Origin of the sequence: Agromyces sp. S2-1-8, assembly GCF_021129215.1 — a bacterium.
GTDB lineage: Bacteria > Actinomycetota > Actinomycetes > Actinomycetales > Microbacteriaceae > Agromyces > Agromyces chromiiresistens.
Genome location: NZ_JAJOLP010000001.1, coordinates 2,710,658 through 2,731,650 on the forward strand (window position 1 = coordinate 2,710,658; position 20,993 = coordinate 2,731,650).

Annotated in this window: 18 protein-coding genes, 1 tRNA gene and 1 other RNA gene; 10 read left to right on the forward strand and 10 right to left on the reverse strand. The window is 71.0% G+C overall.

Annotation, left to right across the window (positions count from 1 at the left end; all coding sequences use genetic code 11):
- The first annotated feature begins 77 nt into the window (after positions 1-77).
- From LR269_RS12380 to LR269_RS12390, 3 genes are all read left to right on the forward strand, one after another.
- Positions 78-1,550 (forward strand): leucyl aminopeptidase, encoded by a 1,473-nt coding sequence (locus LR269_RS12380; RefSeq protein WP_231431081.1) that lies wholly within the window; start codon positions 78-80, stop codon positions 1,548-1,550.
- A 98-nt stretch (positions 1,551-1,648) separates the two neighbouring features.
- Positions 1,649-3,022, forward strand: coding sequence for a dihydrolipoyl dehydrogenase (gene lpdA, locus LR269_RS12385; RefSeq protein WP_231431082.1), 1,374 nt, complete (start codon positions 1,649-1,651; stop codon positions 3,020-3,022).
- A 68-nt stretch (positions 3,023-3,090) separates the two neighbouring features.
- Positions 3,091-4,605 carry a 2-oxo acid dehydrogenase subunit E2 gene (locus tag LR269_RS12390; RefSeq protein ID WP_231431083.1) on the forward strand — a complete coding sequence of 505 codons (1,515 nt, stop codon included), beginning with the start codon at positions 3,091-3,093 and terminating at the stop codon, positions 4,603-4,605.
- Here LR269_RS12390 and LR269_RS12395 read toward each other — a convergent pair.
- The gene (locus LR269_RS12395; RefSeq protein ID WP_231431084.1) at positions 4,602-6,236 is read right to left on the reverse strand and encodes a hypothetical protein; all 1,635 of its coding nucleotides are present in this window, start codon (positions 6,234-6,236) and stop codon (positions 4,602-4,604) included. The genes LR269_RS12390 and LR269_RS12395 overlap by 4 nt on opposite strands.
- A 108-nt stretch (positions 6,237-6,344) precedes the next feature.
- Here LR269_RS12395 and lipB point away from each other — a divergent pair, with 108 nt between their 5' ends.
- From lipB to LR269_RS12410, 3 genes are all read left to right on the forward strand, one after another.
- Positions 6,345-6,986, forward strand: coding sequence for a lipoyl(octanoyl) transferase LipB (gene lipB / locus LR269_RS12400; protein ID WP_231431085.1), 642 nt, complete (start codon positions 6,345-6,347; stop codon positions 6,984-6,986).
- Positions 6,983-7,972, forward strand: a complete 990-nt coding sequence (lipA, locus tag LR269_RS12405) for a lipoyl synthase (RefSeq protein WP_231431086.1) — start codon at positions 6,983-6,985, stop codon at positions 7,970-7,972. The genes lipB and lipA overlap by 4 nt, the downstream gene beginning before the upstream one ends.
- A gap of 98 nt (positions 7,973-8,070) precedes the next feature.
- Positions 8,071-8,784 carry a DUF4191 domain-containing protein gene (locus tag LR269_RS12410; protein ID WP_231431087.1) on the forward strand — a complete coding sequence of 238 codons (714 nt, stop codon included), beginning with the start codon at positions 8,071-8,073 and terminating at the stop codon, positions 8,782-8,784.
- Positions 8,785-8,865: 81 nt separating this feature from the next.
- On the opposite strand, the gene LR269_RS12415 is transcribed toward LR269_RS12410, so the two are convergent.
- Positions 8,866-9,300 carry an RDD family protein gene (locus tag LR269_RS12415; protein WP_231431088.1) on the reverse strand — a complete coding sequence of 145 codons (435 nt, stop codon included), beginning with the start codon at positions 9,298-9,300 and terminating at the stop codon, positions 8,866-8,868.
- 135 nt (positions 9,301-9,435) lie between these two features.
- Between LR269_RS12415 and glnA (LR269_RS12420) the strand changes: the two genes are divergently transcribed.
- On the forward strand, positions 9,436-10,860 hold the full coding sequence (gene glnA, locus LR269_RS12420) for a type I glutamate--ammonia ligase (protein WP_231431089.1): 1,425 nt from the start codon (positions 9,436-9,438) through the stop codon (positions 10,858-10,860).
- 135 nt (positions 10,861-10,995) lie between these two features.
- Here the strand turns inward: glnA (LR269_RS12420) and LR269_RS12425 are convergent, their stop codons facing one another.
- Complete coding sequence (locus tag LR269_RS12425; RefSeq protein ID WP_231431090.1) at positions 10,996-14,010, reverse strand: bifunctional [glutamine synthetase] adenylyltransferase/[glutamine synthetase]-adenylyl-L-tyrosine phosphorylase; 3,015 nt, start codon at positions 14,008-14,010, stop codon at positions 10,996-10,998.
- Positions 14,011-14,017: 7 nt separating this feature from the next.
- Positions 14,018-15,355 (reverse strand): type I glutamate--ammonia ligase, encoded by a 1,338-nt coding sequence (gene glnA, locus LR269_RS12430; protein WP_231431091.1) that lies wholly within the window; start codon positions 15,353-15,355, stop codon positions 14,018-14,020.
- 99 nt (positions 15,356-15,454) lie between these two features.
- Here glnA (LR269_RS12430) and panB point away from each other — a divergent pair, with 99 nt between their 5' ends.
- A complete protein-coding gene (panB, locus tag LR269_RS12435; RefSeq protein WP_231431092.1) occupies positions 15,455-16,363 on the forward strand; it encodes a 3-methyl-2-oxobutanoate hydroxymethyltransferase in 909 nt (302 codons plus the stop codon).
- Between the two features lie 8 nt (positions 16,364-16,371).
- On the opposite strand, the gene LR269_RS12440 is transcribed toward panB, so the two are convergent.
- On the reverse strand, positions 16,372-16,557 hold the full coding sequence (locus tag LR269_RS12440; RefSeq protein WP_231431093.1) for an SPOR domain-containing protein: 186 nt from the start codon (positions 16,555-16,557) through the stop codon (positions 16,372-16,374).
- Positions 16,558-16,568: 11 nt separating this feature from the next.
- On the opposite strand from LR269_RS12440, the gene map reads away from it, so the two are divergent.
- Both map and ppgK read left to right on the forward strand, forming a co-directional pair.
- A complete protein-coding gene (map, locus tag LR269_RS12445) occupies positions 16,569-17,432 on the forward strand; it encodes a type I methionyl aminopeptidase (RefSeq protein WP_231431094.1) in 864 nt (287 codons plus the stop codon).
- Between the two features lie 49 nt (positions 17,433-17,481).
- Complete coding sequence (gene ppgK / locus LR269_RS12450) at positions 17,482-18,234, forward strand: polyphosphate--glucose phosphotransferase (RefSeq protein WP_231431095.1); 753 nt, start codon at positions 17,482-17,484, stop codon at positions 18,232-18,234.
- A 67-nt stretch (positions 18,235-18,301) separates the two neighbouring features.
- Here ppgK and rnpB read toward each other — a convergent pair.
- The 5 genes from rnpB to LR269_RS12475 form a co-directional block, all read right to left on the reverse strand.
- Positions 18,302-18,679: RNase P RNA component class A (gene rnpB / locus LR269_RS12455), an RNA gene on the reverse strand.
- Between the two features lie 20 nt (positions 18,680-18,699).
- Positions 18,700-19,437 (reverse strand): zinc ribbon domain-containing protein, encoded by a 738-nt coding sequence (locus LR269_RS12460; protein WP_231431096.1) that lies wholly within the window; start codon positions 19,435-19,437, stop codon positions 18,700-18,702.
- Positions 19,438-19,474: 37 nt separating this feature from the next.
- Positions 19,475-20,293: a Nif3-like dinuclear metal center hexameric protein gene (locus LR269_RS12465; protein WP_231431097.1), complete on the reverse strand. Its 819-nt coding sequence runs from the start codon at positions 20,291-20,293 to the stop codon at positions 19,475-19,477.
- 1 nt (position 20,294) lies between these two features.
- Positions 20,295-20,367: transfer RNA gene (locus LR269_RS12470), tRNA-Val, on the reverse strand.
- Between the two features lie 64 nt (positions 20,368-20,431).
- Positions 20,432-20,902 carry a peroxiredoxin gene (locus LR269_RS12475; RefSeq protein ID WP_231431098.1) on the reverse strand — a complete coding sequence of 157 codons (471 nt, stop codon included), beginning with the start codon at positions 20,900-20,902 and terminating at the stop codon, positions 20,432-20,434.
- Positions 20,903-20,993 lie beyond the last annotated feature (91 nt).

The following is a 20,993-nucleotide window of genomic DNA, read 5'->3' on the forward strand; positions in this document are numbered from 1 at the left end:
CTGACGCGGTGCCGGCGACCCGCCGCCGACGGAGCCGCGCCGTGCATGCCCAGAGCGAACACGTAACATCTGGAGCCATGACCGTTCCCGCGCTCTCCGTGATCGACTCCCCCGCCGCCTCCGCCGACGCCGACGTCGTGCTCCTCGTCGCCAGGCAGGGGGCCGACGGCGTCGAGCTCCTCACGCCCGAGGGCTTCGACTGGGTGCGCCCGCAGATCGTCGCGCTCGGCGCGACCGGCGCGGCGGAGGAGCTGACCCGGCTCCCGGGCGCCGACGGCGGGCCGCGCGTCGTCGCGGTGGCCGGGGTGGGCGACCGAGCGGATGCCTCGAGCCTGCGCCTCGCCGCGGGTGCCGCCGTGCGTCGCCTCGGCAAGGCCGAATCGGTGGCCGTCGCAGTCGCGCTGGGCGACGCCGACGCCGTCGCCGCACTGCTCGAGGGCGCCGCGCTCGGCGCCTACGCCTTCGACGAGTACCGCAGCGAGGCGAAGCCGCGGGTCACGCGCATCGACCTGCACTCCGAACTCGGCGCCGAGGCGGTGGGACTCGACCGGCTCCGCTCCGTCGTCGCCGCCGTGGCACGCACGAAGGACCTTGTGAACACGTCGCCCTCGGAGCTCTTCCCGGCGAGCTTCGCCGAGCTCGCCGTCGCCGCGGCCGCCGAGGTCGGCGTGACGGCGACGGTCTGGGACGAGCGGGCGCTCGCCGCCGACGGCTTCGGCGGGATCCTCGGCGTCGGCCAGGGCTCCAGCCGCGGGCCGCGCCTCGTGCGCCTCGAATGGGCTCCGGCCGAGGCATCCGCCCACCTCGCGCTCGTGGGCAAGGGCATCACGTTCGATTCGGGCGGCCTCTCGCTGAAGCCGATGCTCTCCATGGTGGGCATGAAGACCGACATGGCCGGCGCCGCCGCCGTGCTCTCCGCGATGATCGCGTTCGCCGAGCTCGGACTGCCCATCCGCGTGACCGGCTGGCTGTGCCTCGCCGAGAACCTGCCCTCGGGTACCGCGACCCGGCCCAACGACGTGCTCCGCATCCGCGGCGGCAAGACCGTCGAGGTGCTCAACACCGACGCCGAGGGGCGGCTCGTGCTCGCCGACGGCCTCGTGGCCGCGAGCGAGGAGCAGCCCGACGCGATCGTCGACGTCGCGACCCTCACCGGTGCGCAGATGGTCGCGCTCGGCGGGCGCATCTCCGGCCTGCTCGGCGACGACGAGCTCGTGGCACGCGTCCGGTCCGCGGCGGACCACGTCGACGAGGCCGTCTGGCCGATGCCGCTGCCCAAGGACCTCATGCCGATGCTGAAGTCCGACGTCGCCGACCTCACCAACACGAAGCTCGGCCAGACCGTGCCCGGCATGCTGCTCGCCGGCGTCTTCCTGCAGGAGTTCGTCGGCACGCGCGAGGGCACCGAGGAGCGGATTCCCTGGGCGCACCTCGACATCGCCGGCCCTTCGCACAACTCCGGCGCGGGCTGGGGCTTCACCGGGACGGGAGCGACCGGGGCGGCCGTGCGCACCCTCGTCCGTCTGGGCGAGGAGCTCTCCGCCAAGTAGTAAGGTCGTTCAGGGCGAGAACGTCGCCCGAACGCCTGCCTGGGCGACACGCCCGTGGCAGTCCGTGTCGCAGATCAGGTGCGCAAGGGAGATTGCGGTTGTCCGAGCAGAACTTTGACATTGTCGTCCTCGGCGGGGGCAGCGCGGGCTATGCCGCAGCGATCCGCGCCGTCGAACTCGGCCTCACCGCCGTGGTGATCGAGAAAGACAAGCTCGGCGGCACGTGTCTGCACCGCGGATGCATCCCCACGAAGGCGCTCCTGCACGCGGCCGAGGTCGCCGAGGTCTCGAAGGAGTCCGCGAAGTACGGCGTGAAGGCCGCGTTCGAGGGCATCGACATGGGCGGCGTCACCGCCTACCGCGAGGGCATCGTCTCGAGCAAGTGGAAGGGCCTCCAGGGTCTCCTCAAGGCGCGCGGCATCCTCGTCGTCGAGGGTGAGGGCCGCCTCGTCTCCGCGAACACCGTCCAGGTCGGCGACGACCGCTACGTCGGCAAGAACGTGCTGCTCGCAACCGGCTCGTACTCGCGCTCGCTGCCCGGTCTCGAGATCGGCGGCCGCGTCATCACGAGCGAGCAGGCGCTCGAGCTCGACTTCGTGCCGAACAAGGTCGCCGTGCTCGGCGGCGGCGTCATCGGCGTCGAGTTCGCGAGCGTCTGGCGCTCGTTCGGCGCCGAGGTGACCATCATCGAGGCGCTCCCCCACCTCGTCCCGAATGAAGAGGAGTCGGTCTCGAAGCAGCTCGAGCGCGCGTTCCGCAAGCGCGGCATCGACTTCTCGCTCGGCATCCGATTCCAGAGCGTCACGCAGAACGACCAGGGCGTCGTCGTCACGCTCGAGAACGGCACGACCTATGAGGCCGACCTGCTGCTCGTCGCCGTCGGACGCGGCCCCGTGACGCAGAACCTCGGCTACGAAGAGGCCGGCATCACGATCGACCGCGGCTTCGTCATCACCGACGAGCGCCTCCAGACGAGCGTTCCCGGCGTGTACGCCGCGGGCGACATCGTGCCCGGCCTGCAGCTCGCGCACCGCAGCTACCAGCAGGGCATCTTCGTCGCGGAGGAGATCGCGGGCCTCAGCCCGATCATCGTCGAGGACGTCAACATCCCGAAGATCACCTACTGCGAGCCCGAGGTCGCCTCGATCGGCTACACGGAGGCGAAGGCCGCGGAGAAGTTCGGCGCCGACCAGGTCAGCTCGTTCGACTACAACCTCGCCGGCAACGGCAAGTCGAGCATCCTCGGCACCGGCGGATCGATCAAGGTCGTCCGCGTGAACGACGGCCCCATCGTCGGCGTCCACATGATCGGCGGCCGTGTCGGCGAACTCATCGCCGAGGCGCAGCTCGCCGTGAACTGGGAGGCGTACCCCGAGGACATCGCCCCCTTCATCCACGCGCACCCGACCCAGGGCGAGGCGTTCGGCGAGGCTGTGCTCAAGCTCGCCGGCAAGCCCCTGCACGCCATCTGAGTCCGCTGCCCGCCCCCACGACTGCAATAAGCTAGAACGCGTTCCCACGCTGTGAAGGAGACAAGCGCATGAGCGAATCCGTCAGCCTCCCGGCACTCGGCGAGAGTGTCACTGAGGGCACGGTCACCCGCTGGCTGAAGAATGTCGGCGACCGTGTCGAGGTCGACGAGCCGCTGCTCGAGGTCTCGACCGACAAGGTCGACACCGAGATCCCGTCGCCCGTGGCGGGTGTCATCGAGGCGATCCTCGTCCAAGAGGACGAGACCGTCGAGGTCGGCACCGCGCTCGTCACGATCGGTGACGGTTCGGGCGCTGCGGCGCCCGAGGCCGCTCCCGCGCCGGCCGAGGCTCCCGCCGCGCCCGAGGCTCCCGCCGCCGCACCCGAGCCGGTCGCCGCACCGCCGGTCGCCGAGCCCGCCGCTCCTGCGGCACCCGCCGCTCCTGCGGCACCCGCCGAGGTGCCGGCTGCGGCGCCCGCCGCTCCGGCAGCGCCCGCTGCTCCGGCGGCTCCGCCGGCCGCCCCGGCAGCGGCGCCTGCCGCTGCGGCGCCTGCTGCTCCGGCTGCGGCTCCGGCCGCACCGGCCGCTGCTCCCGCTGCCGCACCTGCCGCGCCGGCTGCTGCTCCCGCTGCCGCGCCGGCTGCACCCGCTGCACCGGCCACTGCTCCCGCCTCCGGTGCGCACGCGGGTCCGTCGGGCTACGTCACGCCGATCGTCCGCAAGCTCGCGAACGAGCAGGGCGTCGACCTCGCGAACGTCACCGGCACGGGCGTCGGCGGTCGCATCCGCAAGCAGGACGTCATCTCGGCGCAGACGGCTCCGGCCGCGGCGGCCGCCGCGCCGGCACGTCAGCCGCTCGAGACCTCACCGCTCCGCGGCACGACCGTTCCGATGACGCGCCTGCGCAAGGTCGTCGCCGAGCGCGCCGTCGTCTCGATGACCTCGACCGCGCAGCTCACCACCGTCGTCGAAGTGGACGTGACCCGCATCGCGCGCCTGCGTGATCGCGTCAAGGGCGAGTTCCTCGCGAAGACCGGCAACAAGCTGTCGTTCCTGCCCTTCTTCGGCCTCGCCGCGGCGGAGGCGCTCAAGGCGTACCCGATCATCAACTCCACGGTCGACGGCGACAGCATCGTCTACCCGGCCCAGGAGAACATGAGCATCGCGGTCGACACGGAGCGCGGCCTGCTCACCCCGGTCATCCGCAACGCGGGTGAGCTCGACATCGCAGGTCTCGCCGCCCAGATCGCCGATCTCGCCGAGCGGACCCGCAACAACCAGCTGAAGCCCGACGAGCTCGCCGGCGGCACGTTCACGCTCACGAACACCGGTTCGCGTGGTGCGCTGTTCGACACGCCGGTCGTCTTCCTCCCGCAGTCGGCCATCCTCGGCACGGGTGTCGTCGTCAAGCGCCCCGTCGTGGTCAGCCAGGACGGCGCGGACGCGATCGCCGTGCGTTCGATGGTGTACCTCGCGCTGTCGTACGACCACCGCATCATCGACGGCGCCGACGCAGCCCGCTTCCTGACGGCGGTCAAGGACCGTCTCGAGGAGGGTGCGTTCGAGGCCGACCTCGGCATCTAGTCGAACAGTTCCCGCAGTCGCCAACCGGCCTCGCCCCTCATCACGAGGAGCGAGGCCGGTTCGCGTTGCGGGTCGGCGTACGGGAGCTCGAGCAGCACGGCGTCGCCCATTTCGGCGCTCACGGAGAGTTGGTCGAGCGCGAAGCCGGGAACCTCCGGCACCTCGCCCTCGCGTGCCCGGGCGAGTGCCTCCCGGTCGGAGCGATCGAGCGCCGAGCCCGGCTGGTCGACCTGGTCGAGGCAGCCCGCGTCGATCGCGGCCAGGCACTCCTGCCGGAGCGTCATCAGCGCCACCGCCGCCGCCACCGGATCGACGAGGGCGGCTCCCTCCTCGGCGGCCGGTCCGTCGGAGTCCCGCTCGGTGCCGTGCGCCTCGTCAGCGCCGCCGGTCCCGCCCGTCGGCACTGCGGCCCGGCGCGCTTCGGTTCGGCCGGACGACGCACTGTCGGTCGCGGTGACCGTCTCGCGATCCACGCCGCCGGCCTCCGCCGACGGCGGCACGAGGGTGAGCAGCAGCACGAGCGCCGCTCCGCCGGCGGCGGCACCGACCACCAGTGGGCGCCGCCGGCCCGCGATGAGTTCCCGCCATCTCCGTCGGGCGGCACCGGCACGGTCGGCGTCGGCCGAGCGCGCCACCGGCTCCACCGCCGGTATCGGCAGCTGCGCGAGCTCGCCGAGCGTGGCACGCCATCCACGCGCCCGGCTTCCAGCGGGGCGTTGCCGTTCGCGCGTCGCCTGCGACGTGACCGGGCCCGCCGTCGACATCATCGGTTCAGACGTCGACGGAGCGATCCGCGTCGGCAACGACCCTCGAGCCGCCGCGCCGACGTTCGTTCGCACGGGTGCGGCAGTGGCCGCGGCGAACAGCGCACGCTCGATCTCGCCTTCGGTGCGGGCGAACGGCCGGGACTCCGCCCCGGACCGTGCGATCGCAGCCGCGCGCTCGAACACTGCCGGTTGTCGCGTCGATCGCGCCACCTCCTCGATCAGCGCGGCCAGTCGCCGGTGGCTCTCGCGCAACAGCTCCGTGCGGGCGACGGCGGCGCCGGCGGCGTCGAGCGAACGCACGGCCCCGAGGCCGACGAGACGCGGCCTCCCGGTCTCGTCGATCATGACGTCGCTCGTCGCCATCCGCGTGTGCACGAATCCCGCGTCGGCGAGACCCGCCGCAGCCGCGACGAGCGGAGCGAGGATCGTGGTCGCCTCCCCCGGATCGAGCAGCCGTTCGCCGAGGAGATGCGCGAGCGTCGGCCCGGCGATGCGGTCGAGCACGAGGACGCGCCGGCGATCATCGAGCACTGCGACGTCGACGAGCGTCGGCAGCGTGCCCGAGGCATCCGCCCCCATCACCGCGATCTCGGTGCCGATCTGATCGTCGTCGACCCCATCGCGGTACACCTTCACGGCGACCGGCCTGCGAGCCGTCGCACCGTCGGCACCTGCCGGCGACCCTGCACCGTCGACGGCGTCGACCGCGAGGTGCACCTCGGATCGATCCCCGGTCGCGACGCGGCGAAGCAGCCGGTAGCCGGCGACCCGACCGTCACCTGCCGCGGCGCCGTCGCTCGGCACGGGCGCGCCCTGCGCCCTGGTGGCCGCCGTCACGGCCGCGCTTCTCGGTTCACGTCTCATCCCGGCAGTCTCCACGGAGCTCGTGGCGCACGCGATCGAGCCGACGGATCGGATGCCCCGATGCGGCACCGCCACGGTTGGGGAGGACGAGTCGCCTAGACTGGCCGAATGCTCGACATCGTCGTCACGGGGCTAAGCGCCAACTCCGTGCCGTACATCGAGGGTCTCGACCTTCAGCGCGCCGTCCATCGCGCGGTCGTCGCGGGCGAACGCCCCGACACCGTCCTCCTCCTGGAGCACCCCTCCGTCTACACTGCCGGGAAGCGAACCGCTCCCGACGAACGGCCGACCGACGGGACACCCGTCATCGACGTCGACCGCGGCGGCAAGATCACCTGGCACGGTCCCGGCCAGCTCGTGGGGTATCCGATCATCCACCTCGCCGAGCCGGTCGACGTCGTCGGCTACGTGCGCCGACTCGAGGGCGTCCTCATCGACGTCCTCCAGGAGCTCGGCGTCGACGGACGCCGAGTCGACGGACGCTCCGGCGTCTGGGTCGGGTCGCCCGGGCTCGAGAACAAGATCGCCGCGATCGGCATCCGTGTCGCCGAAGGCGTCACGATGCACGGCTTCGCCCTCAACTGCTCGAACTCGCTCGAGCCGTACGAGCGGATCGTCGCCTGCGGAATCCGCGACGCCGGCGTGACCACGATCAGTCGCGAGCTCGGCCGCACGGTGACGCCCGCCGACCTGGTCGACGCCGTGGGCGCACGTCTGCGCGACGAGTTCGAGGAGGCGCTGGCCGCATGACCACCGCACCCGAGGGGCGCAGGATGCTGCGCCTCGAAGTCCGCAACGCCCAGACGCCGATCGAACGCAAGCCCGAGTGGATCAAGACCCGGGCGAAGATGGGTCCCGAATACCGCGCGCTGCAGTCGCTCGTGAAGAGCGAGGAACTGCACACGGTCTGCCAGGAGGCCGGCTGCCCCAACATCTACGAGTGCTGGGAGGACCGCGAGGCCACCTTCCTCATCGGCGGCTCGCAATGCACGCGGCGCTGCGACTTCTGCCAGATCGACACCGGCAAGCCGGCCGACTTCGACTCCGACGAGCCGCGGCGCGTCGGAGAGTCGGTCGTGCGAATGCAGCTGCGCTACTCGACCGTCACGGGCGTCGCCCGCGACGACCTGCCCGACGGCGGAGCCTGGCTCTACGCCGAGACGATCCGCGAGATCCACCGGCAGTCCCCCGGCACCGGTGTCGAGATCCTCGTGCCCGATTTCAACGGCGAGCCCGAGCTGCTGCAGCAGGTCTTCGACGCAGAGCCCGAGGTGTTCGCGCACAACGTCGAGACGGTGCCGCGCATCTTCAAGCGCATCCGCCCGGCGTTCCGCTACGAGCGCTCGCTCGACGTGATCACGCAGGGACGCGACGCAGGGCTCATCACGAAGTCCAACCTCATCCTCGGCATGGGCGAGGAGCGGTCAGAGATCACGCAGGCGCTGCACGACCTCCACGACGCCGGCACCGACATCATCACGGTCACGCAGTATCTGCGGCCGAGCCCGCGCCATCTGCCGGTCGCGCGCTGGGTGCGTCCGGAGGAGTTCCTCGAGATCAAGGCGGAGGCGGAGGAGATCGGCTTCCTCGGCGTGCTCTCGGGTCCGCTCGTGCGCTCGTCGTACCGCGCCGGACGGCTGTGGGCGCAGTCGATGCACGCGAAGGGCCGAGCACTCCCGCCCGGCCTCGCCCACCTCGCCGACACGTCGCTCGGCTTCGCCCAGGCCGTCGGCTGATCGACCGGTCGGCCCGACGACCTCGTCTTCGTCTGGGGCCGCTCGCTCCGCGCCCATCGCGGTCCGAGCGGCCTCCGGCCGCCGGTATCCTAGACACCATGGCACGCACGAAGGACGCATCGAAGGCTCAGAAGGAGCCGGGCCGGCTCAAGCAGATGTGGCAGGTCTTCCAGATGACCCGCCGCTACGACCCGACCGCGCAGTGGCTGATGCTCCTCGCGTTCCTCGTGCCGGTGCTCGCGGGCCTCGCGCTCGCCCTCTGGCTGAGCGAGGGCAACGGCTTCACGATCGCCCTCTGGATCGTCGCCGGCGTGCTCGCCGGCCTTCTGCTCGCACTCGTCGTCCTCGGCCGGCGTGCCGAGCGTGCCGCCTATGCCCAGATCGACGGGCAGCCGGGTGCCGTCGGCGCCGTGCTGCGCAGCGGCCTGCGCGGTGCATGGGTCGGCAACGAGATGCCGGTCGCCGTCAACGGCAAGACGCAGGACGCGGTGTACCGCGCGGTCGGCCGCGGCGGGGTCGCGCTCATCAGCGAAGGGCCGGCCACGCGCACGAAGCGCATGCTCGACGACGAGCAGCGCAAGGTCGCCCGCGTGCTGCCGAACGTGCCGATCACGCTCATCTCCGTCGGCCATGACGAGGGATCGATCGAGCTCTACAAGCTTCCGTCGACGTTGCGCAAGACCAAGAAGGCGCTCACGAAGCCCGAGGTGCTCGCCGTCACGAACCGCCTGAACTCGCTGCAGACGTCGCTGCCGATTCCCAAGGGCATCGACCCGATGAAGGTTCGGCCCCAGCGCGGCAAGATGCGCTGAGCGCACACGCCGACCACGCGGCATCCGCTTCACGAAGCGGGTGCCGCTTCGTCGTTCACGGGCCGGATGGCTCGGAGCCGGTCACGCCCGGATGAGCACCGTTCCCGCGACCTTGTCGTGGAAGCCTCGCTGGTCGGAGTCCCACACGAGCGCCGGCACGACGATGAGGAGCAGGGCCGTGCGGACGACGGGCCGCCAGAGGCCGATCCAGCCGCCCTCGAGCGGGACGACGTGCATGCCGAGGAGCCGGTGCCCGATGCTCCCGCCGATCGTCGGGATGAACACGATCTGCAGGACGGCGAAGACGAGCGGCGTCACCCACGTGTACGCAACGGATTCGTACGGCGTGAAGAGCAGCGAGATGAGCATCGCGCTGCCCCAGTCGATGAAGATCGCCGCGATCCGACGGCCCGCCCGGCCGACCGACCCCCTCCCCTCTGCGGGGAGCCCGAGTCGTTCGCCGGGCCAGCGGCTGGGTTCGAGATCTCCGAAGGTCTGGGGTTTCGCGTCGGGCACCCCACGAGTCTACCGATCGGGCATGGGCGTAACATGGCCGAAACATTCCGGTCACGGTCGGGAAACGGCGTGCGGATACCGTCGCCGTTGGCTGTGCAAGTCCATCCGTTCCACCCGCCCCCTGGAGATCATCACATGTTCAGTGATTCGTCCGAAGTGCTCAAGTTCATCAAAGAGACCGATGTCAAGTTCCTCGACATCCGGTTCACCGACCTGCCCGGCGTGCAGCAGCACTTCAACATCCCGGCCTCCACGGTCGACGAGGAGTTCTTCACCGTCGGGCAGCTGTTCGACGGCTCCTCGATCCGCGGGTTCGCGAACATCCACGAGTCCGACATGCAGCTCATCCCCGACGTGTCGACCGCGTACATCGACGCGTTCCGCGCCGAGCGCACGCTGGTCATGGTTTTCGACATCTACAACCCCCGCAACGGTGAGATCTACGCGAAGGACCCGCGCCAGGTCGCGAAGAAGGCCGAGAAGTACCTCGCCTCGACCGGCATCGCCGACACGGCCTTCTTCGCCCCCGAGGCGGAGTTCTACATCTTCGACGACGTGCGCTACGAGGTGAACCAGCACTCGAGCTTCTACTCGGTCGACTCCGAGGAGGGCGCCTGGAACTCGGGCCGTGCCGAAGAGGGCGGCAACCTCGGCAACAAGACCCCCTACAAGGGCGGCTACTTCCCGGTCTCCCCCGTCGACAAGCAGGCCGACCTGCGCGACGACATCTGCCTGAAGCTCATCGACGCCGGGCTGATTCTCGAGCGTTCGCACCACGAGGTCGGCACGGGCGGCCAGGCCGAGATCAACTACCGCTTCGACACGATGGTGCACGCGGCCGACGACATCCTGAAGTTCAAGTACATCGTCAAGAACACCGCCGAGCAGTGGGGCAAGACGGCGACGTTCATGCCGAAGCCCCTCTTCGGCGACAACGGCTCGGGCATGCACACCCACCAGTCGCTCTGGAACGACGGCAAGCCGCTCTTCTACGACGAGGCCGGCTACGGCGGCCTCAGCGACATCGCGCGCTGGTACATCGGTGGCCTCCTCAAGCACGCCCCCGCTGTGCTCGCCTTCACGAACCCGACGGTGAACTCGTACCACCGCCTCGTCCCGGGCTTCGAGGCCCCGGTCAACCTCGTCTACTCGGCGGGCAACCGCTCGGCGTCGATCCGCATCCCGATCACGGGCACCAACCCCAAGGCGAAGCGCATCGAGTTCCGCGCGCCGGATGCCTCGGGCAACCCGTACCTCGCGTTCGCCGCGCAGCTCATGGCCGGCCTCGACGGCATCAAGAACCGCATCGAGCCGCACGAGCCGGTCGACAAGGACCTCTACGAGCTCCCGCCCGAGGAGGCCAAGGCCATTCCCCAGGTGCCGGGATCGCTCGGCGAGGCGCTGGCCGCGCTCGAGGCCGACCACGACTTCCTCCTCGAGGGCGGCGTGTTCACGAAGGAGCTCATCGAGACCTGGATCGACTACAAGCGCGAGAAGGAGCTCAAGCCCCTCGCGCAGCGGCCGCACCCGTTCGAGTTCGAGCTCTACTACGGCGTCTGATCACCCGCAGCCCCCTGCTGCCAACGAAGGGCCGTCCCGCGCAAGCGGGGCGGCCCTTCTCGTGCATTCCGACCCCGAGGAAACCGTTCGGATTCCACGTGGCGGGCGTGCGATCGCACGGCGCTGCTCGCGTCGTCAGACGGTCGGTTCGCGCTTCGGCTCGAGGCCGTAGAAGCCCCGTTCGAACACCGCACGAGACCGCCGGGTGAGCTGCAGGTAGTCGTGCTCGAGTTGCGTCGCCGAGCCCGCCGGGTAGCCCATGATGCGGGCGACGCCCTCGAGCTGCGAACGTTCGACGGGCAGCACGTCGGTCGTCTTGTCGAGCCAGAGGGTGAGCGCCGAGCGGGCCCGCGAGGCGAACACCCACGCCGCCCGGAGCGTCTCGGCATCGGCACGATCGATGAGTCCCGCCTCGGTCGAGGCGTCGAGCGCGCGGAGCGTCGACGTCGTGCGCAACGACGGGATCTCCGCGCCGTGCTGCAGCTGCACGAGCTGCACGAACCACTCGACGTCGGAGATCGAGCCGCGGCCGAGCTTCAGGTGGCGGGTCGGGTCGGCTCCCTGCGGAAGCCGTTCGTTCTCGACGCGCGCCTTGATGCGCTTGACCTCGCGGACCTCCTGCTCACCGATCTCGCTCGGATAGCGGACGGTGTCGGCGAGCTCGGTGAAGTCGTCGATCAGTGCGCGGTCGCCGGCGACGCCACGCGCCCGCAGGAGCGCCTGCGCCTCCCACGTGAGCGACCAGCGCGAGTAGTACGCGCGGTAGGCGTCGAGCGATCGGGCGACGACGCCGTTGCGCCCCTCGGGCCGGAGGTCGGCGTCGAGCTCGAACGGCAGCCGCGCATCCTCTGAGAGTCGCACGAGCTCGCTCACGATGCGCAGCGCGCGGGAATGCGCTGCATCGGGCTCTGCGCCCTGAGCGCGATACACGTAGATGATGTCGGCATCGGAGCCGATGCCGAGCTCCCGGCCGCCGAAGCGGCCCATGCCGATCACCGCGAACTCGATGCCGTCGGACTCGCCGCCCCGTATCGCCGCGACAAGCGCGGCGATGTGGTTCTCGGTGAGATCGGTGAGCCCGTGCCCGAGCTCTTCGACGGTCGTGACGTCGAGGATGCCGGCCAACGCGAGGCGCAGCATCTCGCGGCGCCGGATGGCGCGGAAGATCTTCGCCGCGTCGTCGGACTCGCCGTGACGTCGGAGCACGGCGCGCGTCTCGTCCTGGAGTGCGGCGAGCGAGCGGGGTCGAAGCTCCTCGAGGTCCTCGAGCCAGGCGACCGCCTCGGGTGTCCGCTCGAGGAGTTCGGCGGCATAGCGCGACCCCGACAGGACGCGGGTGAGCCGAAGCGCCGCGTCGGACGAGTCGCGCAGCAGCCGAAGGTACCAGTGCGTCGTCCCGAGCGTGTCGCTCAGGCGGCGGAAGGAGAGGAGCCCGAAATCGGGATCGGTCCCCTCAGCGAACCACGAGATGAGCACGGGCATCAGGTGTCGCTGGATCGTCGCCCGCCGCGAGAGGCCCGATGTCAGCGCGGCGATGTGCGCCAGCGCACCGCGAGGATCGCGGAACCCGATGGCGGCGAGCCTCGCCTCCGCCTGCGCACTGGTGAGCTCGAGGCCCGACGCGGGCAGCGCGGCCACCGCCGACAGCAGCGGCCGGTAGAAGAGGCGCTGGTGGAGACCGCGCACCCGCTGCCGCGTCGACTGCCAGACGCGGGTCAGCTCGGCGGCGTCGCGTCCGAGCCCCGACGCCCGAGCGAGGATGCGCAGGCTGTCGGCGTCTCGCGGCATCAGATGCGTTCGTCGAAGGCGTTCGAGCTGCAGCCGATGCTCGAGCACGCGGAGCACCCGGTAGTCGCGGGAGAACTCCCCCGCCTCCTCACGACCGACGTATCCCGCCTCGGCGAGGGCCGTGAGGGCGAGCAGGGTGCCGCCCTGCCGGATCGAATCATCGGTCGCGCCGTGCACGAGCTGCAGCAGCTGCACGGTGAACTCGATGTCGCGCAGGCCACCTGGACCGAGCTTCAACTGGACATCCACCTCGTCGGCCGGGATGTGCTCGGTGACCCGCTCGCGCATGCGCTGCACCGACTCGACGAAGCCCTCCCGGCTCGAGCTCGACCACACCATCGGCTCGACGCCGGCCGTGTATCGGCCGCCGAGTTCGAGGTCCCCCGCGAGCGGGCGCGCCTTCAGCAGCGCCTGGAACTCCCAGCTCTTCGCCCAGCGCTCGTAGTACTGGAGGTGCGAGTCGAGCGTGCGTACGAGCGCCCCGTCCTTGCCCTCCGGGCGCAGGTTCGGATCGACCTCCCACAGCGGCGGCTCGATGCCGGGCTCGCCGATCAATCGCATGGTCACCATCGCGAGACGCGTCGCGATCTCGACGGCGCGCGGGGTCGACACCGCCTGCTCGTCAGCGGATTCGGCGACGAAGATGACATCGACATCGCTCACGTAGTTCAGCTCGCGGGCGCCGGCCTTGCCCATGCCGATGACGGCGAGCCGCGTCGCCGCGACCTCCGCCGCGGGATACCGGCCGGGCGCGGCGGGGGCGCCCTCGTCGCGCGCGACGATCCGGCGTGCACCGGCGAGGGCGGCGTCCAGGGCGGCGCCGGCGAGGTCGGCGAGCCCCGCCGAGACGGACTCGACGACGTCGACCGCGTCGTGCCGGGTGAGGTCGTAGACGGCCACGCCGGCGAGCAGCCGGCGATATCGCACGCGGATCGCCGCAGCCAGCGCGTCGGGATCGTCGACGCGCTCGGGCGCGAGTCCGTCGACCGCTGCGAGCAGCGAGGATCGCGCCTCGGTGCTCGTGGGCGGCGGCGCCGGCACCGCCTGCAGCAGCGCGATCTCGGCGGGATGGCGGTTCAGGAAGTCGGCGAGACCCCGCGATGCGCCCACCAGTCGGGCGAGCCGCTCGGCCGCCGCGGGTTCGTCGAGCACCGCGGCGACCTCCGCAGGCGCCCGGTCGTGCAGGCGGCGGAACTCGATCAGCGCCGAGTCGGGGTCGGCCGCTGCGCCCAGCGCCGCGAGGAGCGCCTCGCCATCGACCCCGGTCGCCGCCGCGAGCTCCCCGAGGCGCGTCGACGCCCGGTCGAGGTCGTCGAAGCCGGCACGTGCGAGTCGGCCGAGCGTCGGCGCCTGTCGAGACATCCGGCGGTCAGAGGATCTCGAGATTGCGGTGCAGCTCGAAGGGCGTGACCTGCGAGCGGTAGTCGCGCCACTCGGCCCGCTTGTTCGCGAGCACGTAGTTGTAGACCTGCTCGCCGAGCGTCTCGGCGACGAGTTCGGAACCCTCCATGTACTCGATCGCGTGATCGAGGCTCGCCGGCAGCGGATGGTAGCCGAGCGCGCGGCGCTCGCTGTCGGTGAGCGCCCACACGTCGTCCTCCGCCTCGGACGGCAGCTCGTAGCCCTCCTCGATGCCCTTCATGCCGGCTGCGAGCAGCAGGGAGAAGGCGAGGTACGGGTTCGCCGCCGAGTCGATCGCGCGATACTCGACTCGCGCGCTCTGACCCTTGTTCGGCTTGTAGAGCGGAACGCGCACGAGCGCCGAGCGGTTGTTGTGGCCCCAGCAGATGAAGCTCGGTGCCTCGTCGCCGCCCCACAGCCGCTTGTAGGAGTTCACGAACTGATTCGTCACGGCCGAGATCTCGTTCGCGTGGCGCAGCAGGCCGGCGATGAACTGACGACCGATCTTCGACAGCTGGTACTGCGCGCCGGGCTCGTAGAACGCGTTCGTGTCGCCCTCGAAGAGCGACAGGTGCGTGTGCATGCCCGATCCGGGGTACTGCGAGAAGGGCTTCGGCATGAACGTCGCGTAGACGCCCTGCTCGATCGCGACCTCCTTGACGACGGTGCGGAACGTCATGATGTTGTCGGCCGTCGTGAGGGCGTCGGCATAGCGGAGGTCGATCTCGTTCTGGCCGGGGCCCGCCTCGTGGTGGCTGAACTCGACCGAGATGCCGAGGTCTTCGAGCATGCGCACCGAGCGGCGACGGAAGTCGTGCGCCGTGCCGCCGGGGACGTTGTCGAAGTACCCGGCCGAGTCGACGGGGATCGGCCCCTCGTCGCCGAACTTCGACGAGCGCAGCAGGTAGAACTCGATCTCGGGATGCGTGTAGAAGGTGAACCCTCGATCGGCGGCGCGCTCGAGGGTGCGCTTCAGCACGTTCCGCGGGTCGGCGACCGCCGGCTCGCCGTCGGGCGTGGTGATGTCGCAGAACATGCGACCGGTCGGGTCCACATCGCCCCGCCAGGGCAGCGTCTGGAACGTCGACGGGTCGGGGTAGGCCAGCAGGTCGGACTCGTACGTGCGGCTCAGGCCCTCGATCGCCGAGCCGTCGAACCCGATGCCCTCGGTGAACGCGCCCTCGACCTCGGCCGGTGCGATCGCGACCGACTTCAGGGTGCCGACGACGTCGGTGAACCAGAGCCTGACGAACTTGACCCCCCGCTCCTCGATCGTGCGAAGAACGAAGTCGCGCTGCTTATCCATCCACACCCTCTCTCGCAGATCCCAGCGTACCGGCACCGGCCGCCGCAGGGCGGCCTCGCGGCAGCCGATCGGGCTCGGCCGATGTGCGAGGATTGCGGCATGTCAGGCGAGCCCCAGACCTCAGCATCCGACACCTCCGCCCCGACCGGCGCGGCCTCCGACGCCACGGCGGAGCTGAACCCCTACGGCGGCGCCTCCGCGACCGGCGGTCCGAAGCGGGTGCGCACCCGCCACTTCCAGAACGCGAAGCGCAACGGCATCAAGATCACCGGGCTCACGAGCTACGACCAGCTCACGGCGCACATCTTCGACGAGGCGGGCATCGACTTCCTGCTCGTCGGCGACTCGGCCGGCAACAACGTGCTCGGCTACGAGACGACGCTTCCGGTCAAGGTCGACGACCTCATCCCGCTGACGCGCGCCGTCGCCGGGGCGGTCAAGCGGGCCTTCGTGATCGCCGACATGCCGTTCGGCTCGTACGAGAACGGCCCCGAGGACGCACTGCACACCGCCGTGCGATTCATGAAGGAGACCGGGGCGCACGCCGTCAAGCTCGAGGGCGGGGAGCGCAGCGCCAAGCAGATCCGGCGCATCGTGAACGCCGGCATCCCGGTGATGGCGCACATCGGCTACACCCCGCAGAGCGAGCACGGGCTCGGCGGCCACGTCATCCAGGGGCGCGGCGAGGGCCTCGACCAGCTGCTCGCAGACGCCCGGGCCGTGCAGGATGCCGGCGCGTTCGCCGTCGTGCTCGAGATGGTGCCGGCCGAAGCGGCCCGCCAGGTCACCGAGCTCCTCGACATCCCGACCATCAGCGTCGGCGCCGGTCCGCACACCGACGGCCAGCTGCTCGTCTGGACCGACTGGGCCGGCCTCACCACCGGCCGGGTGCCGCGGTTCGTCAAGAAGTATGCGGATCTCGCCGGCGTGCTCAGTGCGGCGGCCAACGAGTGGCGCGCCGACGTCGAGTCGGGGGCGTATCCGACCGCGGAGCACTCGTTCGAGTGACCCGCTGGTCAGTCGTCGGCCGCGTCCTCCTCGGCCCACTTCGCACTGTTCGCGCGAAGGATCTCGAGCGCCCGCTCGGCCTCTTCCCGCGTCTCGAAGGGGCCGACCCGGTCGACCGACTGCGAGACGAACCCCTGTTCGACCGCACCGGTCTTGAGGTTGTACCAGAACATGTGCTCGACGTCCTCGGTCATAGGCTGATCCTATGCCCAAAGACGCCGCCGGCCACCTGATCCCCGGACGACTCTCACCGGCGCGCGCCGTGCCCGCCGGCATCGCCCGGCCCGAGTACGTGGGCCGTCGTGCACCCGCCCCGAACCCGGGCGGCGACCGGTACGCACCCGACGAGGTCGAGCGCATCCGGGCCGCCGGCCGCATCGCGGCCGGCGCGATCGAGGAGGCCGCGGCGGCCATCCGCCCGGGCGTCACGACCGACGAGCTCGACCGCATCGTGCACGAGTACGTCACAGGCCACGGGGCGTACCCGTCGACCCTCGGCTACCGCGGCTATCCGAAGTCGAGCTGCACCTCGGTCAACGAGGTCATCTGCCACGGCATCCCCGACGACACCGTGCTCGTCGACGGCGATCTCGTGAACCTCGACGTCACCGCCTTCCTCGACGGCATGCACGGCGACCTCAACCACACGTTCCTCGTCGGCGACGCCGGCGAGGAGGCCGCGCTGCTCGTCGATCGCACGCGCGAGGCACTCGCACGAGGCATCCGCGCCGTCGCGCCCGGCCGTCAGGTGAACGTGATCGGGCGCGCGATCGAGGCGTACGCCAGGCGTTTCGGCTACGGCGTCGTGCGCGACTACACGGGGCACGGGGTGGGCCGGGCGTTCCATACCGGGCTCGTGATCCCCCACTTCGACGACCCGAGCGCGACGACGGTCATCGAGGAGGGCATGGTGTTCACCATCGAGCCGATGCTCACGCTCGGCACCGTCGAATGGGATGTCTGGGCCGACGATTGGACGGTCGTCACCCGCGACCGTTCCCTCACCGCCCAGTTCGAGCACACGCTCGTCGTCACCGACCGCGGCGCCGAGATCCTCACCCTCCCGTGACGCATCCGGCCTGAGCGTTCGCCGCACGGCACCGCGATAGTGTGAGCGCATGGCCACGGAACTCGCGATCGGCATCGACATCGGCGGCACGGGGATCAAGGGAGCAGTCGTCGACCTCGGCGAGGGCACCCTCGTCTCCGACCGCATCAAGGTCAAGACGCCCGAGGGCGGCCGTCCCGCCGACATCCTGACCGCGACCACCGAGCTGCTCGACCGGCTCTCGGCCGACTTCGACGAGTCGCTGCCGCTCGGCGTCTGCTTCCCGGCGATCGTCAAGCGCGGTCGCACCCTGTCGGCTGCGAACATCTCGCGCGAGTGGATCGGACTGCCTGCCGAGGAGCTCTTCGAGGAGACCTTCGGCCGCGAGATCCACTTCATCAACGACGCGGATGCCGCCGGCTACGCCGAGTCGCGCTACGGTGCGGCGGTCGACGCCGATGGGCTCGTCATCCTCACGACGCTCGGAACGGGCATCGGGTCCGCGTTCCTCTACGACGGCGTGCTGGTTCCGAACACCGAACTCGGGCACATCGAGCTCGACGGCACCGAGGCCGAGAAGCGCGCGGCGTACTCCGCGATGGAGCGCGAGTCGCTCGACTGGGCGTCGTGGGCCGCCCGCCTGCAGCGGTTCTACGCGCACATCGAGTTCATCTTCTCGCCCGACCTGTTCGTCGTCGGCGGCGGCGTGTCGAAGCACCACGAGCAGTTCCTGCCGCTGCTCGACCTGAAGACGCCGATCGTACCCGCCCGCCACCGCAACAACGCCGGCATCATCGGGGCCGCGTCGCTCGCGGCGAAATGACCGTGTGGTGCAACGCCGCCCGCGATCGCCGGCGCGATCACCGGAGTCGGCGCCACGCCTCGTGGTGCGAGCGGGCCGGCTGATACGCCGGGTTCTGTTCACCGCGAGCCTTGCGTCTCGCGGCTGGACGGCCATCTCTCTCGGGGCCACGTCGCCGTGACCCTCCAGCGGTCTACCCGGGAACGGGACGGGCAGCCCCATGGTTCCCTGTCTGACCTTGCTCCGGACGAGGTTTACCGAGCCGGCCGGGTCACCCCGGCCGCTGGTGGGCTCTTACCCCACCGTTTCACCCTTACCGCCCGCTCGCGCGGGAGGCGGTCTGCTTTCTGTGGCACTGTCTCGCGGGTCGCCCCGGGTGGGTGTTACCCACCGTCCTGCCCTGTGGAGCCCGGACGTTCCTCGGCGCACGGGGTGAACCGTGCGACGCGACCGTCTTGCCGACCCACTCGCCCCTGAAGTCTACCGTCAGAGCCCCGACTCGTCGGTGCGCACGAGGATGCGGTCGCACTCGGGGCACTGCACGACGTCGTCGGGCGCGGACCGACGCACCGACTCGAGGTCGGAGCCGGTGAGCGTCATCGTGCACCCGCCGCAGGTGCGCTGGCGCAGGAGGGCCGCGCCGACGCCGGCGCCGCGCGTGCGACGCTGCTCGTAGAAGGCGAGGAGTTCGGCGGGGACGCCCGACGCGACGACCTCCCGATCGCGCTCGGCCTGCTCGCGCTCGACGGTGATGCCGCCCGCTGCGGCATCGCGCTCGGCCTCGAGCTCGGCGACCTCGGATTCGATGGCGGCGCGCTGCAGGTCGATGCTCGAGACGACGACCTCGGCCTCCTCGACCCGCTCCATCACGACGAGCTCCTGGTCTTCGAGGTCGCCGCGCCGCTTGGCGAGGGAGGCGAGCTCCGCCTCGAGCGCCTGCACGTCCTTCACCGACGAGGTGTGCTGCAGCCGGTCCGAGTCGCGGGCGATACGGGCCTCGACGACGGCGACATCGGACTCGAGCCGGGCGAGCTCCGTCTTCGCGTCCTCGAGCGTGCCGATCGCCTCAGCACGGGTGCCGCGCACCGCCGTCTCGCGCTTGGCGAGCTCGGCGAGCTGCGCGGTCTGCGGCAGGACGCCGAGCCGGTGCGCGAGCTGCTGGATGCGGGTGTCGATCGACTGGAGCCGCAGCAGTTCCTGCTGGTCGGCGGGCGTGGCCTTCACGTGGTGCTCCTCGCGGGGGTCTGGGCTGGACTCGTCATCATTGCACGACCTGGAAGTCCCATGGGTCGGTGCGCAGCTCGCTCACGACGATCTCGAGCCCCGGCAGGGCCGCGCGCAGCTCGGCGGCGGCGACGTCCAGCCAGAGCCACTCGCTCGCCCAGTGCGAGACGTCGACGAGCGCGGGTCCGCCGCCGAGCGCGGCCTGCTCGCGCGCCTCGGAGGCGGGATGGTGGCGCAGGTCGGCGGTGACGTAGACGTCGGCCGCACGTACCGCAGGGTGCCCGAGCAGCGAATCGCCGGCCCCGCCGCAGACCGCGACCGTCTCGACCGGGTCGTCGAATCCGCCGGCAGCACGCACGCCGGTCGCGGTCGCCGGGAGGAGCTCGGCGATGCGTCGCGCGAGACGGCCGAGCGTGGTCGGCTCGGTCAGGCGACCGACCCGGCCGAGCCCCGTGTCACCGTCGTCGGATGCCTCGATCGGGCGCTGCTCGGCGAGGCCGAGCCGATCGGCAAGCACTGCGCTCGTGCCGGTCGCGACGACGTCCGCGTTCGTGTGCGCCGCGAGCAGGGCGCAGTCGGCGCGGATGAGCCGGGCGAGCAGCGCGCCCTTGTAGCGGTCCTCTGCGACCGTCGTGACGCCCCGCAGCAGCAGCGGATGGTGCGCGATCAGCAGGTCGGCGCCGGAGGCCACGGCTTCGTCGACCGTCGCGGCGACCGCGTCGACGGCCAGCAGCACCCGCCGCACGGGCGCGTCGAGAGCGCCGGAGACGAGCCCCGAGGCATCCCACGCCTCGGTGCCGGCCGCGGGCCAGAGGCGTTCGGTGACGGCGAGCACATCGGCGAGGACCAGCGACATGTGGGCCCTGCCGGGCTCGAACCGACGACATCCACGGTGTAAACGTGGCGCTCTACCAACTGAGCTAAAGGCCCTCGCGCCGCACGCGGCGCAGGCTCATCGTATCCGAGCGGCCGGGCGGCGCGGCATCCCGCCGGGTCAGGCGGCCCTTCGCAGCGAAGCGAGCGCCTCGCGGTACCGCTCGAGCGGACGCGCCTCGCCCTTCGGCGTGGCGAAACTGTCGACCACCACGCCGTCGTCGTCGATGAGGAAGGTCGCGCGTGCCGCGACGCCGTGCTCGGCGTCGAACGCGCCGTACGCCGCGGCGACCTCGCCGTGCGGCCAGAAGTCGGCGAGCAGGCGGAACCCGTAGCCCTGCGCCTCGCTCCACGCCCGGAGCGTGTGCTTGGAGTCGACCGACACGCCGATGAGCTCGACCGACTCGTCGGCGAACATCGCGAAGTTGTCGCGCAGCTCGCACAGCTCGCCCTGGCAGATGCCCGAGAAGGCCAGAGGGAAGAACACGAGCACGACCGGTCGCCGGCCGCGGAAGTCGGCGAGCCGCACGGTCTGCCCGTGCTGGTCGACGAGGTCGAAGTCGGGCGCGACGGCACCAGGGGCGAGGATCATGGACGGGGACCTCCGATCGGAACGGCCCATCATCGTACCGCCCCCGATTCCCGACGAGACTCATTAGGATGGCGGGGTGCCATGCGACCGC

What these genes read in the sequence shown, in the direction of transcription:
- LR269_RS12380 (WP_231431081.1), top strand. Translation starts at nt 78, where the DNA reads ATGACCGTTCCCGCGCTCTCCGTGATCGACTCCCCCGCCGCCTCCGCC.
- LR269_RS12390 (WP_231431083.1), top strand. Translation starts at nt 3,091, where the DNA reads ATGAGCGAATCCGTCAGCCTCCCGGCACTCGGCGAGAGTGTCACTGAG.
- LR269_RS12395 (WP_231431084.1), bottom strand. Translation starts at nt 6,236, where the DNA reads ATGAGACGTGAACCGAGAAGCGCGGCCGTGACGGCGGCCACCAGGGCG.
- lipB (WP_231431085.1), top strand. Translation starts at nt 6,345, where the DNA reads ATGCTCGACATCGTCGTCACGGGGCTAAGCGCCAACTCCGTGCCGTAC.
- lipA (WP_231431086.1), top strand. Translation starts at nt 6,983, where the DNA reads ATGACCACCGCACCCGAGGGGCGCAGGATGCTGCGCCTCGAAGTCCGC.
- LR269_RS12410 (WP_231431087.1), top strand. Translation starts at nt 8,071, where the DNA reads ATGGCACGCACGAAGGACGCATCGAAGGCTCAGAAGGAGCCGGGCCGG.
- glnA (WP_231431089.1), top strand. Translation starts at nt 9,436, where the DNA reads ATGTTCAGTGATTCGTCCGAAGTGCTCAAGTTCATCAAAGAGACCGAT.
- LR269_RS12425 (WP_231431090.1), bottom strand. Translation starts at nt 14,010, where the DNA reads ATGTCTCGACAGGCGCCGACGCTCGGCCGACTCGCACGTGCCGGCTTC.
- glnA (WP_231431091.1), bottom strand. Translation starts at nt 15,355, where the DNA reads ATGGATAAGCAGCGCGACTTCGTTCTTCGCACGATCGAGGAGCGGGGG.
- panB (WP_231431092.1), top strand. Translation starts at nt 15,455, where the DNA reads ATGTCAGGCGAGCCCCAGACCTCAGCATCCGACACCTCCGCCCCGACC.
- LR269_RS12440 (WP_231431093.1), bottom strand. Translation starts at nt 16,557, where the DNA reads ATGACCGAGGACGTCGAGCACATGTTCTGGTACAACCTCAAGACCGGT.
- map (WP_231431094.1), top strand. Translation starts at nt 16,569, where the DNA reads ATGCCCAAAGACGCCGCCGGCCACCTGATCCCCGGACGACTCTCACCG.
- ppgK (WP_231431095.1), top strand. Translation starts at nt 17,482, where the DNA reads ATGGCCACGGAACTCGCGATCGGCATCGACATCGGCGGCACGGGGATC.
- LR269_RS12465 (WP_231431097.1), bottom strand. Translation starts at nt 20,293, where the DNA reads ATGTCGCTGGTCCTCGCCGATGTGCTCGCCGTCACCGAACGCCTCTGG.
- LR269_RS12475 (WP_231431098.1), bottom strand. Translation starts at nt 20,902, where the DNA reads ATGATCCTCGCCCCTGGTGCCGTCGCGCCCGACTTCGACCTCGTCGAC.